Origin of the sequence: Bremerella sp. P1, from assembly GCF_028748185.1 — a bacterium.
Taxonomy (GTDB): domain Bacteria; phylum Planctomycetota; class Planctomycetia; order Pirellulales; family Pirellulaceae; genus Bremerella.
Map to the genome: position 1 here is coordinate 4,743,999 of NZ_CP118164.1, position 13,007 is coordinate 4,757,005.

Here is a 13,007-nt window from a genome sequence, read left to right on the forward strand (position 1 = left end):
AGCACGTCCAGCCTCGCGGCGCGCAGCCGCCAAGGAGGATTCCGAGCGCGGCAACATTACGAACCACCAGCGGCTGGGTCAAGGCGAGTTTGACGATGCTGGCTTACTCGCGGAATCATCGCTGCTAGCGTGAAGTGTCTGAAAACGCTGACGGATTTCTTCAATCGTTCCACAGGTCAGATAGACCGTGTATTGGTGATGGAGCCCCGGCGTCAAAGCAAACGTCTTCACTGGGGCGACATACGAACACGCAGAACTGGGCTCTTGGTAGCGATAGCACGTTGCCTGCTGGATGTCAGGGACATAGACGCCCACTCCGAAGTCATCATCGTTCAGGTACGCGACCCAGTTCTCGGTCATCGTGACCGATTCGTTGGGAAAACCAGGCTCGCGTCGACTCAAGTCCTTTCCACTCCAAGGCGAATCACCGGAATACGTAACTAACGTGCTGTACTGGGAACGCACGAAAACGGCAGGTAACTCTTGGTGTCTTGGCCGGTGCGTTTTCGTTCCGTCGTACTTCATCTGGAACTGAATCTTCGCCACGTGCCCATTCAGTGAGATCGTTTCAGTCATCTCGACATCGCTCAGAAGCTGGCCGCCGGCCCAATTGCGAGGAGTGGTTTTTACGAAGAGCAAGTCTCGCTCTTGGCGAAACTGAGTCACCTTGCTGGGAAGATTCTTGTAGGAACCTCCCTGCACTGGGTTGTAGACCCAAGGTTTGTCGACCCACTTGGAACCATCTGGGTCGCCGTAGTACGACTGTTGAATAAACCGACCGGTGTCGTAGTGATCCAACAGGTTCTCTTTCGCGTCACTTGCCGCAAAGTATCCAATGCAACCGCCGCGCGACTTATCGACTCCAATCCGGACGGTTCCGTTGTCAAGGTAAACCCATTCCGCTGACCGTAGCGTGTCAGTAATTCCCAGGAAAACAAGGAGGAAAAGGACAGTGCCGCGTCTGTTCACCGGTAGTCACAATCTGGGTTAACGGTACGATTGAGGGATTGCCAACACGTTCCATCTTACACAATCAGCCCCATGGCCCGCATTCTTCTGACCTCGGGACCGACCCGACAATACATTGATCCTGTCCGCTACCTGACCAATGCTTCCAGTGGGCGCATGGGATGCAGCCTCGCCGAAGCGGCCGTAGCAGCGGGGCACGAAGTGGTGATCGTATCTGGCCCTGTTACGGTAACTTACCCCAGCGAGGCCACCATTCATTGGGTCGATACGACCGACGAAATGCTAGCCGTCGCTCAGGAGCAGTTCGAGCACTGTGACGGGCTAATCGGTGTGGCCGCCCCGTGTGACTATCGTCCTGAGTTCGTTCACGGACAAAAGATCGCCAAGACCGGGGAGCCATTGGTTCTGCAGTTGATTGAAACGCCGGACGTCGTGGCGACACTAGGGGCCAAAAAGAAAGACCGCTGGGTCGTGGGGTTTGCCTTGGAAACGGAAGACCGCCGATTCCGGGCGTTGGTTAAGCTCGAAAAAAAGAGCTGCGACCTGATGATCTTGAATGGGCCTGAGGCAATGAACAGCGAAGAGAACCACGTCGAGGTTCTGGCCAAGGATGGCAGCGTGGTCGCGACGCTCGAAGGAAGCAAGCCTGAGGTCGCCTCGCAGATCATGCAGATCGTCGGCGAGCGGTTAATCCAAGCGTAAGACATCAGGGATACGCGTCGGCTTCCCTTCGCGGGTAATACACGCCAGCAGCGTCATGCCTTCGACGACCAATTCATCATCACGGCGAATCTCGTAAGCCAGCTCGATCCGGGCTCCCTTGGCTTTGACCGTTTTCACGGTGACATGCAGCAGATCGTCGAACTCGGCTGGCAAGTGATAGCGGCACTCGACGTCACGCACGACCAGCAGTGTGCCGTCTTCTTCCATTCGCTTGTAGTTAAATCCACCGGCACGCAGCATTTCGGTACGGGCCAACTCGAAATAGGTGATGTAGTTGGCGTGATGAACGCGTCCCTGGGCGTCGGTTTCCTGGTATCGGACGCGGACCTCGATGGTGTGCTCTGTCAGCATATTCCAACGTTTCTGAAAGGGCTTAGGCGAAAAGGACGTGATCATCTCCCCCACCTGTTGGGGCAAAGATTGACCGAACCCTAAGCCTTTTTTATAGTTGCGATTGTTAACTGCCAATTTCGTTTTAGCATGATTGGGGCACTATGAGTACGGGAGCCGGCTCCGGTACCAGTTTCAGCACCATGCGAGGTCGCGATTACCCCTCGCTTCGCCAGTTCACCGTCTTTCTGGAAAATCGCGTCGGGCAATTGCTTGAGATCGTCCGACGCTTCGAGGGAAGCAATGTTCGCATTGTTGCTCTTTCCATTAATGATGCGACCGAATGCTGTTTTGTTCGTTTCTTGCTCAGCGATCCCGAAGGGGGACGCGAGATCCTGGAGCGAGCTGGCTTGGCGCTGATCGAGTCCGACCTGATCGGTGTCGAACTGCCGGCCGAAAAACAGCCGCTTTTGCGGGTCTGCACGGCCCTGCTTCAATCGGAAGTGAATATCGTTCAGGCGTATCCACTTCTCTATACGCCCAACAATCGGGCCGCGGTGGCCTTGATGGTTGATAACTGCGACATCGCAATGGATACCCTCGTGTCGCGTAACTTCAAGGTCCTCAGCGAAGACGACTTGAAGTTCGACGACTAGTTCTTTCGTAGGGCACTCTCTGCGAAAAAACCGTTAAAATCGCGCCATTAGGTCCGAGAACTGCGCTTCTCGCTGACGAACCTTCTGCCTGGGTGCCAAAGATGCGGCTTTGTCCGATAGAATTCACTGCAAGATCTATCGGAAGTTATCCGTACCCCCAACCCGCCATCGGACACTGGCAGCCGCATGATTCACGTTCGTGATCTCGTCAAGTCGTACGACGATCTCCAACTCGGCAAATTCACGGCAGTGGATCATGTCAGCTTCTTTGCGATGCCTGGCGAGATTTTCGGGCTGCTGGGCCCCAATGGCGCCGGCAAGACGACGGCCCTTCGCATTCTCAGTACGGTTCTCGAGCCAACCTCCGGCACGGTGAAGATCGCCGGCTACGATGTCACTACCGAGCCAGCGATGGTGCGTCATAAGATCGGCTTCATGTCGGCCAACACAGCCGTATACGACCGAATGACCGCCTGGGAGATGGTGGAATACTTCGGCAAGCTGTACGGTCTGCCTGACGACGAACTGCACGATCGGATGGAAGAGTTGTTTCATCGTCTCGGCATGCGCGAGATTCGCGACGTGCTTGGCGCGAAGATGTCGACCGGTATGAAACAAAAAGTATCGATTGCCCGGGCGCTGGTGCACGACCCGCCGGTCCTCATCTTCGATGAGCCAACCTTGGGGCTCGATGTTTTTGTGGCGCGTGCTTTGGTTCAGTTGATCTCCGAGCTCCGCGACCAGGGGAAGTGCATCATATTTTCGTCGCACATCATGCGGGAAGTTGAGAAGCTGTGCGACAAGGTCGCCATCATGAATCGAGGGAAGATCCTCGCCGAAGGAACCATCGATCAATTACGCACCGAGTACAACCAGCCTGATCTGGAAGAGTTATTCTTCCACCTGATCGGCGAGCCGGATGGAATCGCCAACTAACGGCAGCGAGAGCAAGGAATGAATTGGGACAACGTCAAACTGATTCTTAAACGAGAGCTGCGTGATCAGGCACGTGATCGCCGTACGCTCTTTTCCGTGATTGGTTTGCCGGTCCTTTTGTATCCACTGATGGGGCTGATGGTGTTGCAGGTCATGCAGTTCCGTCAGACGCATCCGACCCGGCTTCGCGTCATCGGCCTGAACGAATTACCAGGCACGCCTGACTTGTTCGTTCCTTCGGTCTTGGAGGAAGGTCAGACGGCGGACGACTTTGGGTACGAGTTCTCTCCCAGTCTGCTGCAAGATGCCAGCGTGACCAGCCGCTTCGAAATTGAAGCGACCGAGGCTTCGGTTGATCCTGCGGTGGTCGAGAAGACGGCGAAAGAAACGCTACAGGCAGACAAGCTCGACGCGATCATCTACTTTCCGCCCGGCTTCAAAGAGCGGATGGAAAGCTATCAAGACGAGAAGGACAGTGAAGAATCGAAGGCCGAGTTTCCTTCGCCTCAGTTGATCACCAATTCGTCGGACGAACGCTCGAAGCTCGCCGACAATCGTCTACGGCAGATTTTGCATGCCTGGCGTGAAAAGCTGATCCAGCACAACTTGGAAGCCAACGATGTGCCGGCGGTGATTACCGATCCCTTCAGCTTCGGCACGCTCGACCTTTCCGAGAAACCTCTCGACCAGTCGTCGTACCTCTGGGCCAAGATCTTTCCGTTCATTGTTGTCATCTGGGCACTGACCGGGGCGTTTTATCCCGCGATCGATCTGTGCGCCGGTGAGAAGGAGCGGGGAACGCTTGAAACGTTGCTTTCCAGTCCAGCGTTGCGCTCCGAGATTGTGGCCGGCAAGCTATTAGCGATCATGACCTTCAGTATCGCGACGAGTGTGTTAAATCTCGCGAGTATGGGGTTCACGGCTAGCTTTGTCATGGGACAAGTGGGTGGCGGTGAAATGGCATCGCGGCTCAACTTCGGCCCGCCACCGATCTGGTCGCTGGGTTGGTTGTTTCTGGCCCTGATTCCGATGGCCGCACTTTTCAGTGCGTTGGCGCTGGCGATTGCCACGATGGCTCGCAGTAGCAAGGAAGGGCAGTACTACCTGCTTCCCCTGTTGATGCTAAACTTGCCGCTGGTCGTCTTGCCCGTGCTTCCCGATACCGAGCTAACCTTCGGGACATCGCTGATTCCTGTGAGCGGTATGTCCTTCCTGCTGAAGGCCTTGATGGAAGGGGATTACACCAAGGCGGCTACCTATGTGCTGCCGGTGCTGGGTGTGACGGCGTTTTGTATCTGGGTGGCTATTCGCTGGGCGATCGATCAATTCAATAACGAGTCGGTCCTGTTCCGCGAAAGCGAACGCTTCAGTCTTCAGGCATGGGTCCGGAAGATGTGGCGTGATCGCCAGGATACACCCACCGCTGCCGGCGCGTTCGTCATGGGTATCGTCTTGCTCGCCCTGCCGCATATGGTCGGCAAATACGTGATGCCGGTACCCGGCCCCGATGGCAAGCTGACTCTGGCGTCATTGGTGCAGTACATGCTGACCAATCAGATTGGCTTGATTCTGCTTCCGGTGTTGATTGCGGCTTGGATATTCACTCGCAGTGTGAAGAAGACCTTTTCGTTACGACTACTCGATAAGCGCGTCTACTTAGCCATGTTGATGGCGCCAGCGCTGGCTATCTGTTTGCATCCGTACGCGATCTACCTGCGCGAGATTATCCAAAACACGATTCCCATGTCGCAGGAACTTCAGGATCAACTGCAGAACATGCTTGGTAGTACCGCCGAGCTGCCGATCTTCGGGATCTTCTTAATGTTCGCCATCTTGCCGGCCATCTGCGAAGAGTTCGCCTGTCGCGGGTTCATCCTTTCCGGCATGCGGCACATCGGACACAAGTGGGCCGCCATTGCGATCTCGGCGATCTTCTTTGGACTGCTGCATGGCATTCTGCAGCAATCGATCCCGGCGACGATCTTTGGCCTGATGATTGGCTTCCTGGCCGTTCAGACGCGAAGCTTGTTCCCGGCGATTCTGTTTCATGCCACGCACAACAGCCTGGTGTTCGCCCAGGGGATGATAGTAACGGAAACGATCGAGGCGAATCCATGGTTGAAAGTGCTCGTCGCCACGGCAACGGAAATGCCAGGGGAAGCACGTTACCAGCCGCTGCTGGTCTTCCTGTGCGGAATTGGTGCGGTGGCACTGGTAGGCGTCTTTGCCCGCATGCCAGCCGAGCTTTCTTCGGAAGAACGCCGGCAGGAAGCACTCAATCACCAAGGAGTATTCCGCTCGGCGATTGGCAACCGCAAGGATAGCAGCGCCTCATCCTAGTGCTGTGCGGCGTCTGCCCAACTCGGTGCCGGGGCCTGAAAGGTCACCATCTCGGAAGTTTGCGGATGGCGGAAGCGAACTTCCCACGCATGCAGGCACATGGGTGGTTCGTCGATGTCGAGCGTCTGCTTCTGCTGCATCACACCCCCTTGTTGATACATTGGGTCGCCCACAATCGGGAAGCCGAGGTGCCAGATGTGCAATCGAATCTGATTGGTCCGGCCTGTCTTGGGTGAGACTTCCAGCAGCGCGGTTCCATCGGCAAATCGTTCGCGAACGACGAAATCGGTCCTTGATGGCTGGCCACCTTCTTCCACCCGGCGTCCACCGCCCGTCACGCGTGACGTACCGATAGGCTCGTCGCAGATGAATTCGTCTTCCGGCGGATGACCATGAACGAGTGCCAGGTAACGCTTCTCGACTTTGCCCTGCTCGAACTGGGGCTGAACCTGGCGAGCGACCGCGCTGGTGCGGGACAGGATCGCGACACCAGTCGTATTGGCGTCCAGGCGATGAGCGATTCGTAGCTTCTGCGGATGGTAAACCTGTTCCAGGAAGCTGATCAGCGAATTCTTGTTGAAGCGGCCACAAGGATGCATGGGCAGCGGGGCCGGCTTGTTGACGACGATCAGTCCCGAGTCTTCGTAAAGAATCTGGATATCGGTGCTGACATCGGGTTCGGTCGTGCCTGGATATCGCTGCTCGAACAGTTGACCGGCAACCAGCGGAACGGTGGGGTTCGCTTCACGGTACTCGACCAGGCGTTCGTCCTGATGGTGAATGACTTCGACCAGCAGCTTCTGTTGGACCATCTTTTCCCAGAAGCCTTTGGAAGCGGCCGGGACTTTCTCGGCGAACACCTCGTACAACATCTTTCCTTTTTGCTCGGACGAGACAAACAGACGCCGCGTGTTGGTGTATGGAATGCTGCCGGGCAGGGGAGTGGTTACCTCTTTCAGCTTGGTCTGCCGCTTGGCCACTACTTCGGCCATCGTTTCCTGAGCCGACTTGAAACAGTGTGGGCATGAATCGCCAGGGACGTACAGCGGCGAGTTTTGTTCTTCGGTGGTCAGAGGTGTCTGGCAGACAAAGCACTGGGCCACGGCCGACTCTTGCAGTCGTGGATCGACGGCGACTCGCTGATCGAAGACGAAACAGTCGCCTTGGTAATGGTCGCCGCCAACCAGTTCGAAGTACTTCAGGATGCCGCCTTCAAGTTGGTACACCTCGTCGAAGCCAGCTTGCTGCATGAACGGACCAGCCTTCTCGCAGCGAATGCCACCGGTGCAGAACATCACGACCGGCGTGCTCTTGGCGTCGTCCGGTAGGCTAGCGACGGCCTCGGGGAAGTCGCGGAAGGTATCGATTCCCGCCGGCACCGCATTTTCAAACGTACCGACCTTCACTTCGTAGTCGTTGCGAACGTCGTACAGCAGCAGTGGCTTGCCTTCGTCGAGCCACTGCTTGAGTTGTTGCGGCGGAAGCTTGGGGGCAGTTCGCTCCGCAGGCTCGATGCCATCGATGCCAAAGGCAATGATTTCCTTTTTGATCTTCACCAGCATCCGGCGAAACGGTTGGTAGCTGGTGAAGCTTTCCTTCGCTTCCAACTTCTCGAGGCCGGGAATCTTGCGAAGAGCTTCCAGAAGCTTTTGGACGCTTTCCTCGGGGCCTGCCACGAAGAGATTGATCCCTTCGGTGCTGAGGAGGATCGTTCCGCGCAGGTCGAGCCGTTTGCAGAGCCGGCGCAATGAATCCCGCAGCGGCTTCAGGTCCGTCAAGGAAGCGAACAAATAGGACGAAATGTTCAGAACTGGCCCGGCATCGGGCACGGCGGTTGTCGTATTCATACCGCAAATTATCTTTGGTATCCCGTTTTTCGCAAACGGGGGAGGCGGTAGAAGAGGTCGCTATTGAGGCATTTCTTCCAGCGTGACACGCAGTGGCAGGGCCCCTTTGGCCTTCATCACTGGGTCTGGGCCGCGCGAGATCACTTGTTCCCGCTTCAGTTCGGCACCTTCCAGGGTACCGCTCCAGAGGAGACTTCGGCCTCGTTCGTGAGCTTCCTGGGTTAGGAAAAAGCATTTCTCCAGTTCGTAACCAAAGACCTTGCGCAAGGTCTCGATGACGAACTCAAACGTATTGATATCGTCATTGTGCAGAATAACGCCGTAGGGAGGCTGGCGTCGGGGTTTGTTCTCGACGATCGATTCCGGGGTGGCGACGACCGTTTCTTCGCTGCTCATGGTTCTTTAAATGCTGCCGAGGAAATAACAAGTTTCAACGATACTCCAAGTTTTAATCCCAATTCGGCGGTTGCCAAAGAAATTCAACGCTCGGGTTTCCGCGAAAGACACAAAAAAAGGGCCGGCAGGTTCGCTCCGCGAAAATGCCAGGCCCTTTTCGTCCTCAGCCGCAATCGAATGCAAGTGCGCGGCCGCCCAAGCGGATGGAAATCATCACGCATCAGCGGCGCGTTTGAGCGCGTCTATTGCCTGGTGGCGCTGACCATCCGCATCCGCGGATTGTTCCACCTGGCTGGGTTGTCTCGATTCGAGCCGGGCCGCTAGCTCACCCGCTTGCGGCCCCAGGCGGCTCGGGAGCTTAGTCATTCGGGATCATCGAGTCGTCGATGACCTGCAACAGCTTCGAGATGCAAAGCTTGTTCATGCTGGTACGACGCGAGTGAGCTTCGACGCGGAGCGATTCGTGCAGGCTCTTTGGCAGACGCACGGTGATCACGCGGGTTGGCTCCTTCGATTCGTTCTGAACGTTGGTGCGTTCGCGAAGCTTGACGATCATCAGTTGGATTTCGCCATACTCTTCGGACTGCTCGAACTTGGTGAATTCTTCTGGTTGTGGGAACAGGCGATGTACGACGCCTTCGACACCCAGGATCTCACGGAAGTAGGTAACCCAATCCGGAACACCACGGAAGAAGTCGCGAGCGATGCGAACGCATTCGGCCTTCTTTTCTTCAAAGGTGGCGGTTGGGGCGACGTTCAACGCTGGGCCTGCAGGAGCAGCCGGTTGAACCGGAGCTTGCGGCGTGCCGGTGAAGGTCGGACGCGAGGTAGCGTAGGCGGTTTCGCTCGTTGCTGGCTGCTGCGAGTGATACTGCGGCTGGCTGTGCTGCTGTGGTGGGAAGGTGGTGTTTGGGTAAACCGGACGCGGTGCTGGCTGCGACTGCGGGTACGAATTGCCTTGGTTGAATTGAGACATCTGTGAGGCTCCTTCCTGGAAACGACTGAGGACTTTGGACACCGTCGTGGCTATGTTCGCCACGCGATGTGTAACGGTATGCCAGAATCTTGTGTTTCGAGTCAAGACCAGCGTAGAAGTGACTGCAGTGCAAGCACTTACGACCGCCAGCAATGCATGCACAATCTGGTTGCAGTGACGCGACTTTTTTGAGCAAGGGTCGTCCTGCTTAAGAATTAGGCAGGGTCGAAAGTCGCATCGAAGGAGATGTCCTTTGGTGGCCGGGCAATTTTTCCCAAAATAGTTCCAGATAGTTCCCCAAGGCGGGTTTTTCGGGGTGAATCGCGCAAAAGATAAACCCCGCCGCGAGATCGCGACGGGGTTTCTTGGATTCGATCTGGAGCTCTCGCCTCTCTCGGAAGAGTCAGCGGGAGGTGCTTTCTAGCCTGCTAGCTTCTCGGCGCACTTTTCCAGGAGCTTGCGAGTCAGGATGATTCCTTCGATCTCGCCTGGGTTGCCGCCTTCCCATTCGACGCCGACATAGCCGTGATAGCCATGCTTGTTGACGACGATGTCCATCATCTTGAAGAAGTCGGTGTTGGTTTCGAGTCCTTCTTCGTTGAAGTGATGCGACTTGGCGCTAACGGCCTTGGCGTATGGCATCAGTTCGTCGACGCCTTTATAGCGGTCGTACATTTCATCTTTGCTGACGCGGAAGTTGCCGAAGTCTGGCAGCGTGCCGCAGTTGTCCATGTCGACCGTCTTCATGACCGAGGCCAGCCATTCGCCATTGGACGACAGGCCACCGTGGTTTTCGACGATCACGTTCAGGCCGAGGCCTTTAGCGAATTCGCTCAATTGGGCCAGGCCGTCGGCCGCCAGCTTGATCTGTTCTTCGTAGCTACCGCTGCTCTGGGCATTCACGCGGATCGAGTGGCCACCGAGGGTCTTGGCGGCTTCAGCCCATTTGTAGTGGTTTTCAACTGCTTTTTTGCGGCCAGCTTCGTCCGGGTTGCCCAGGGCGCCCTCGCCGTCGACCATGATCAGCAGCTGCTTGACGCCGTTATCGGCCGCTCGCTTGTTCATTTCGGCCAGGTACTTCTCGTCCTTGGCTTTGTCCTTGAAGAACTGGTTCACGTATTCGATCGCTTCGATGCCGCACTCTTCCTTGGCGGTTTTGGCGAAGTCGAGGTTGTCGAGCTTGCCGCTACGGATCGTGCGGTGCAGCGACCACTGGGCCAGCGAGATCTTGAACGGGGCTTTCTTGTCCGCATCGGCCGCAAGAAGATGTGGGCCGAGAGTCAATGCGGCGCCAGTGGCGGCCATCGATTGAAGGAATTGACGTCGACCGAGATGCCGTTGCATGGGTGTCTTCCTCAGAAGGTAATAGGTTAATAGTGAACTTTTAGCAGGGTTAAACCTCTAGTCTAGTTTAGAAGACGGAGCATATCGCGACTATTCCCTGGGGAAAAACACGCGAAAATAGCTGGTCCCGCCTCGGGAAATCTTGCCATTAGGGGGTGTGATTGCACCTTCGCTATAGCCATGGGGCTGGTTAGAATTAAGGGGAAGCCGCTGGCGTTGTTTTAGCGGCCGCGAAAGATCCTCGTATTGCTCGCCTGGTCTTGGGTGGGCACCGGTCAAAGAAAGGAAAAGCAGGCACCGCTTGTGACAGAACGAGATCGCAAACAGAGCGTCGCTCAGGAAAATGCCATTCTGGTTAAGTTATTGGATCCGGCGATTCAGTATTCGGACGATCCGCTGGAAGAGTTGGAAGGATTGGCGACTACGGCCGGAACGACCGTGGTTGGTAAGCTGACTCAGCGACGCGACAAGCCAGATCCGGGGACCTATCTCGGTAAAGGAAAGATCGAGGAATTAACGCTGTGCGCCGAAGCTTCGGAAGCCGACGTGATTATCTTCGACAATGAGCTCTCGCCGGGGCAGACTCGCAATTTGGAGCGGGAAACCAAGCGGAAGGTCATCGACCGCACCGAGCTCATTCTCGATATCTTTGCCACCCATGCCCAAACGCTCGAATCGCGTCTGGCAGTTGAATTGGCTCAGCTTGAATATTCGCTTCCTCGGTTGAAGCGAATGTGGTCCCACCTGGACCGTATCAAGATGGGCGTCGGGATGCGTGGTCCGGGTGAAAAGCAGTTGGAAGTGGACCGTCGGTTGGTCGAGAAACGCATCCGCGATTTGAAGGACGATTTGGAGAAAGTCGCCAAGCGTCGTGAGCGTGAAGTCGCGGCTCGAAAGGAGTCGATGACGATCAGCCTGGTAGGCTACACCAATGCCGGCAAAAGCACCTTGATGAACGCGTTGACCTCGGCTCAGGTGTTGTCGGCTGACATGCTTTTCGCGACGCTCGATACGCGTACCCGACGTTGGCGATTGCCGCACTGGGGACCGGTTCTATTGAGTGATACGGTCGGTTTTATTCGTGACCTGCCTCACCGTTTGATCGCTTCCTTCAAGGCCACGCTGGAAGAGGCCAATCAGGCCGATCTCTTGCTGCACGTGGCCGATGCCAGTAACCCTGAAGCCGAGCAGCAGATTGCCGCTGTTTACGACGTATTGTCTGAGATTGGGATCGAGCAGAAGAACACGCTGCTGGTCTTGAATAAGGTCGATCGGATCGAGGATTCTCGGCGTTTGGAGCAGCTGCAGGCTCGCTATCCGTATGCGGTTCCGGTGAGTGCGGTCTCGCGAGAAGGGCTCGATAAGTTGGCGATTGCCGTCAGTGATGCCCTTAGTAAATCGTTCTCGGATGTCGAGATCGAAGCCTCGGTCGACAACGGGAAATTGGTGGCCTATCTGGCCAAGAATGGTGAGATCGTTTCCAAGCGATATGGGAACGAAAAGCTGTTCGTGCATTGCCGAATTCCGACGGCTCATTTGGGACGTATCGAGAACCAGAATCCTGATGCGGTTATTCGTCCTTATGAGTACACACCCGAGTCGGAAGAGTCTGACGCCGTTGGGGATGTCGCCTAATGCGGCGGAAGCTGGATGGCCTGCGGATTCTGATTACCGGCGCGTCTTCGGGGATCGGTCGTGCCATGGCAATTCTGGCGGCGGAAGCAGGGGCCAAGTTGCTGATTACCGCCCGGCGTGAAGACCGCCTGGATGAACTGTTGGGCGTGGTTCATGCCAAGGGGGCTGACGCCAAATATGTGGTGGGCGATGTCACGGATCCTGCCGTGCGAGAGCAGCTTGTCGAGAAGGCCCAGCACGATTTTCAGGGGCTTGATGTGCTGGTGAATAACGCCGGCATCGGAGCATACGGAAGCTTCGCTGAGGCGTCGCCGGAACGCTTGCGGCAGTTGATGGAAGTCAACTTCTTTGCCCCGGTCGAGCTGACGCGTCTGTTTCTGCCGATGCTTGAAAAGGGGCGGACGCCGGCAATCTGTAATATCTCTTCGATCCTCGCCCACCGGGCAGTTCCGGGGAAGAGCGAGTACTGTGCTAGCAAGTTTGCTTTGCACGGTTTTAGTGATGCACTGCGTGCTGAATTGTCGACGAAAGGAATAGACGTCATCCTGGTTAGTCCCAGTACGACCAGCAGCGAGTTTTCCTCCTCGGTGATCGAGAAAAAAGGGAAGGCTCCGGCGACGGGAAAGTTCTCGCGAACGCCCCACAATATCGCCGTGGCTGCCTTGCGTGCAATTCGCACCGGAAGGCATGAAGTCATACCCAGTAAATCCGGCTACGCGATGGTTCTGTTAGATCGCTTGTGGCCATCTCTTGCGGATTGGGCGGTTGCTAAATTGGGCTGATTTTTATTGATCAAAATCTCGGCGTGTTTTTGATTGCCCAAAAACTGCGTTCACCTCGGTAGTTCTCGAATAG

Annotated in this window: 12 protein-coding genes; 6 read left to right on the top strand and 6 right to left on the bottom strand. The window is 56.1% G+C overall.

All coding sequences use genetic code 11. The features are described 5' to 3' along the window. Positions 1–78 precede the first annotated feature (78 nt). The gene (locus PSR63_RS19915; RefSeq protein ID WP_274327431.1) at positions 79–969 is read right to left on the bottom strand and encodes a hypothetical protein; all 891 of its coding nucleotides are present in this window, start codon (positions 967–969) and stop codon (positions 79–81) included. 72 nt (positions 970–1,041) lie between these two features. Between PSR63_RS19915 and PSR63_RS19920 the strand changes: the two genes are divergently transcribed. Beyond that, complete coding sequence (locus PSR63_RS19920; protein ID WP_274327432.1) at positions 1,042–1,671, top strand: phosphopantothenoylcysteine decarboxylase domain-containing protein; 630 nt, start codon at positions 1,042–1,044, stop codon at positions 1,669–1,671. Here the strand turns inward: PSR63_RS19920 and PSR63_RS19925 are convergent. Further along, on the bottom strand, positions 1,657–2,088 hold the full coding sequence (locus tag PSR63_RS19925) for an acyl-CoA thioesterase (RefSeq protein WP_274327433.1): 432 nt from the start codon (positions 2,086–2,088) through the stop codon (positions 1,657–1,659). The genes PSR63_RS19920 and PSR63_RS19925 overlap by 15 nt on opposite strands. Positions 2,089–2,186: 98 nt before the next feature. Between PSR63_RS19925 and PSR63_RS19930 the strand changes: the two genes are divergently transcribed. The 3 genes from PSR63_RS19930 (at position 2,187) to PSR63_RS19940 (ending at position 5,954) form a co-directional block, all read left to right on the top strand. Then, positions 2,187–2,678 (top strand): acetolactate synthase, encoded by a 492-nt coding sequence (locus PSR63_RS19930; protein ID WP_274327434.1) that lies wholly within the window; start codon positions 2,187–2,189, stop codon positions 2,676–2,678. 186 nt (positions 2,679–2,864) lie between these two features. Then, positions 2,865–3,614 carry an ABC transporter ATP-binding protein gene (locus PSR63_RS19935; protein WP_274327435.1) on the top strand — a complete coding sequence of 250 codons (750 nt, stop codon included), beginning with the start codon at positions 2,865–2,867 and terminating at the stop codon, positions 3,612–3,614. Positions 3,615–3,632: 18 nt separating this feature from the next. Beyond that, positions 3,633–5,954, top strand: coding sequence for an ABC transporter permease subunit/CPBP intramembrane protease (locus tag PSR63_RS19940; protein WP_274327436.1), 2,322 nt, complete (start codon positions 3,633–3,635; stop codon positions 5,952–5,954). Here the strand turns inward: PSR63_RS19940 and PSR63_RS19945 are convergent. The 4 genes from PSR63_RS19945 to PSR63_RS19960 all read right to left on the bottom strand — a co-directional run bounded on the left by PSR63_RS19945 (position 5,951) and on the right by PSR63_RS19960 (position 10,517). Next, positions 5,951–7,801 (bottom strand): sulfurtransferase, encoded by a 1,851-nt coding sequence (locus PSR63_RS19945; RefSeq protein ID WP_274327437.1) that lies wholly within the window; start codon positions 7,799–7,801, stop codon positions 5,951–5,953. The genes PSR63_RS19940 and PSR63_RS19945 overlap by 4 nt on opposite strands. Positions 7,802–7,861: 60 nt before the next feature. Beyond that, a complete protein-coding gene (locus PSR63_RS19950; RefSeq protein WP_274327438.1) occupies positions 7,862–8,197 on the bottom strand; it encodes an ATP-dependent Clp protease adaptor ClpS in 336 nt (111 codons plus the stop codon). Between the two features lie 358 nt (positions 8,198–8,555). Then, complete coding sequence (locus tag PSR63_RS19955; protein ID WP_274327439.1) at positions 8,556–9,173, bottom strand: toxin-antitoxin system HicB family antitoxin; 618 nt, start codon at positions 9,171–9,173, stop codon at positions 8,556–8,558. Between the two features lie 420 nt (positions 9,174–9,593). Continuing rightward, positions 9,594–10,517, bottom strand: a complete 924-nt coding sequence (locus PSR63_RS19960; RefSeq protein ID WP_274327440.1) for a sugar phosphate isomerase/epimerase family protein — start codon at positions 10,515–10,517, stop codon at positions 9,594–9,596. A 303-nt stretch (positions 10,518–10,820) separates the two neighbouring features. Here PSR63_RS19960 and hflX point away from each other — a divergent pair, with 303 nt between their 5' ends. Both hflX and PSR63_RS19970 read left to right on the top strand, forming a co-directional pair. Beyond that, complete coding sequence (gene hflX, locus PSR63_RS19965; RefSeq protein ID WP_274327441.1) at positions 10,821–12,152, top strand: GTPase HflX; 1,332 nt, start codon at positions 10,821–10,823, stop codon at positions 12,150–12,152. Further along, positions 12,152–12,934, top strand: a complete 783-nt coding sequence (locus PSR63_RS19970) for an SDR family NAD(P)-dependent oxidoreductase (RefSeq protein WP_274327442.1) — start codon at positions 12,152–12,154, stop codon at positions 12,932–12,934. Before hflX ends, PSR63_RS19970 begins: the two co-directional genes overlap by 1 nt. Positions 12,935–13,007 lie beyond the last annotated feature (73 nt).

Excerpts from the sequence above, each read along its gene's own strand:
- PSR63_RS19920 (WP_274327432.1), top strand. The coding sequence starts at position 1,042 with ATGGCCCGCATTCTTCTGACCTCGGGACCGACCCGACAATACATTGAT.
- PSR63_RS19925 (WP_274327433.1), bottom strand. The coding sequence starts at position 2,088 with ATGATCACGTCCTTTTCGCCTAAGCCCTTTCAGAAACGTTGGAATATG.
- PSR63_RS19930 (WP_274327434.1), top strand. The coding sequence starts at position 2,187 with ATGAGTACGGGAGCCGGCTCCGGTACCAGTTTCAGCACCATGCGAGGT.
- PSR63_RS19935 (WP_274327435.1), top strand. The coding sequence starts at position 2,865 with ATGATTCACGTTCGTGATCTCGTCAAGTCGTACGACGATCTCCAACTC.
- PSR63_RS19940 (WP_274327436.1), top strand. The coding sequence starts at position 3,633 with ATGAATTGGGACAACGTCAAACTGATTCTTAAACGAGAGCTGCGTGAT.
- PSR63_RS19945 (WP_274327437.1), bottom strand. The coding sequence starts at position 7,801 with ATGAATACGACAACCGCCGTGCCCGATGCCGGGCCAGTTCTGAACATT.
- PSR63_RS19950 (WP_274327438.1), bottom strand. The coding sequence starts at position 8,197 with ATGAGCAGCGAAGAAACGGTCGTCGCCACCCCGGAATCGATCGTCGAG.
- PSR63_RS19955 (WP_274327439.1), bottom strand. The coding sequence starts at position 9,173 with ATGTCTCAATTCAACCAAGGCAATTCGTACCCGCAGTCGCAGCCAGCA.
- PSR63_RS19960 (WP_274327440.1), bottom strand. The coding sequence starts at position 10,517 with ATGCAACGGCATCTCGGTCGACGTCAATTCCTTCAATCGATGGCCGCC.
- PSR63_RS19970 (WP_274327442.1), top strand. The coding sequence starts at position 12,152 with ATGCGGCGGAAGCTGGATGGCCTGCGGATTCTGATTACCGGCGCGTCT.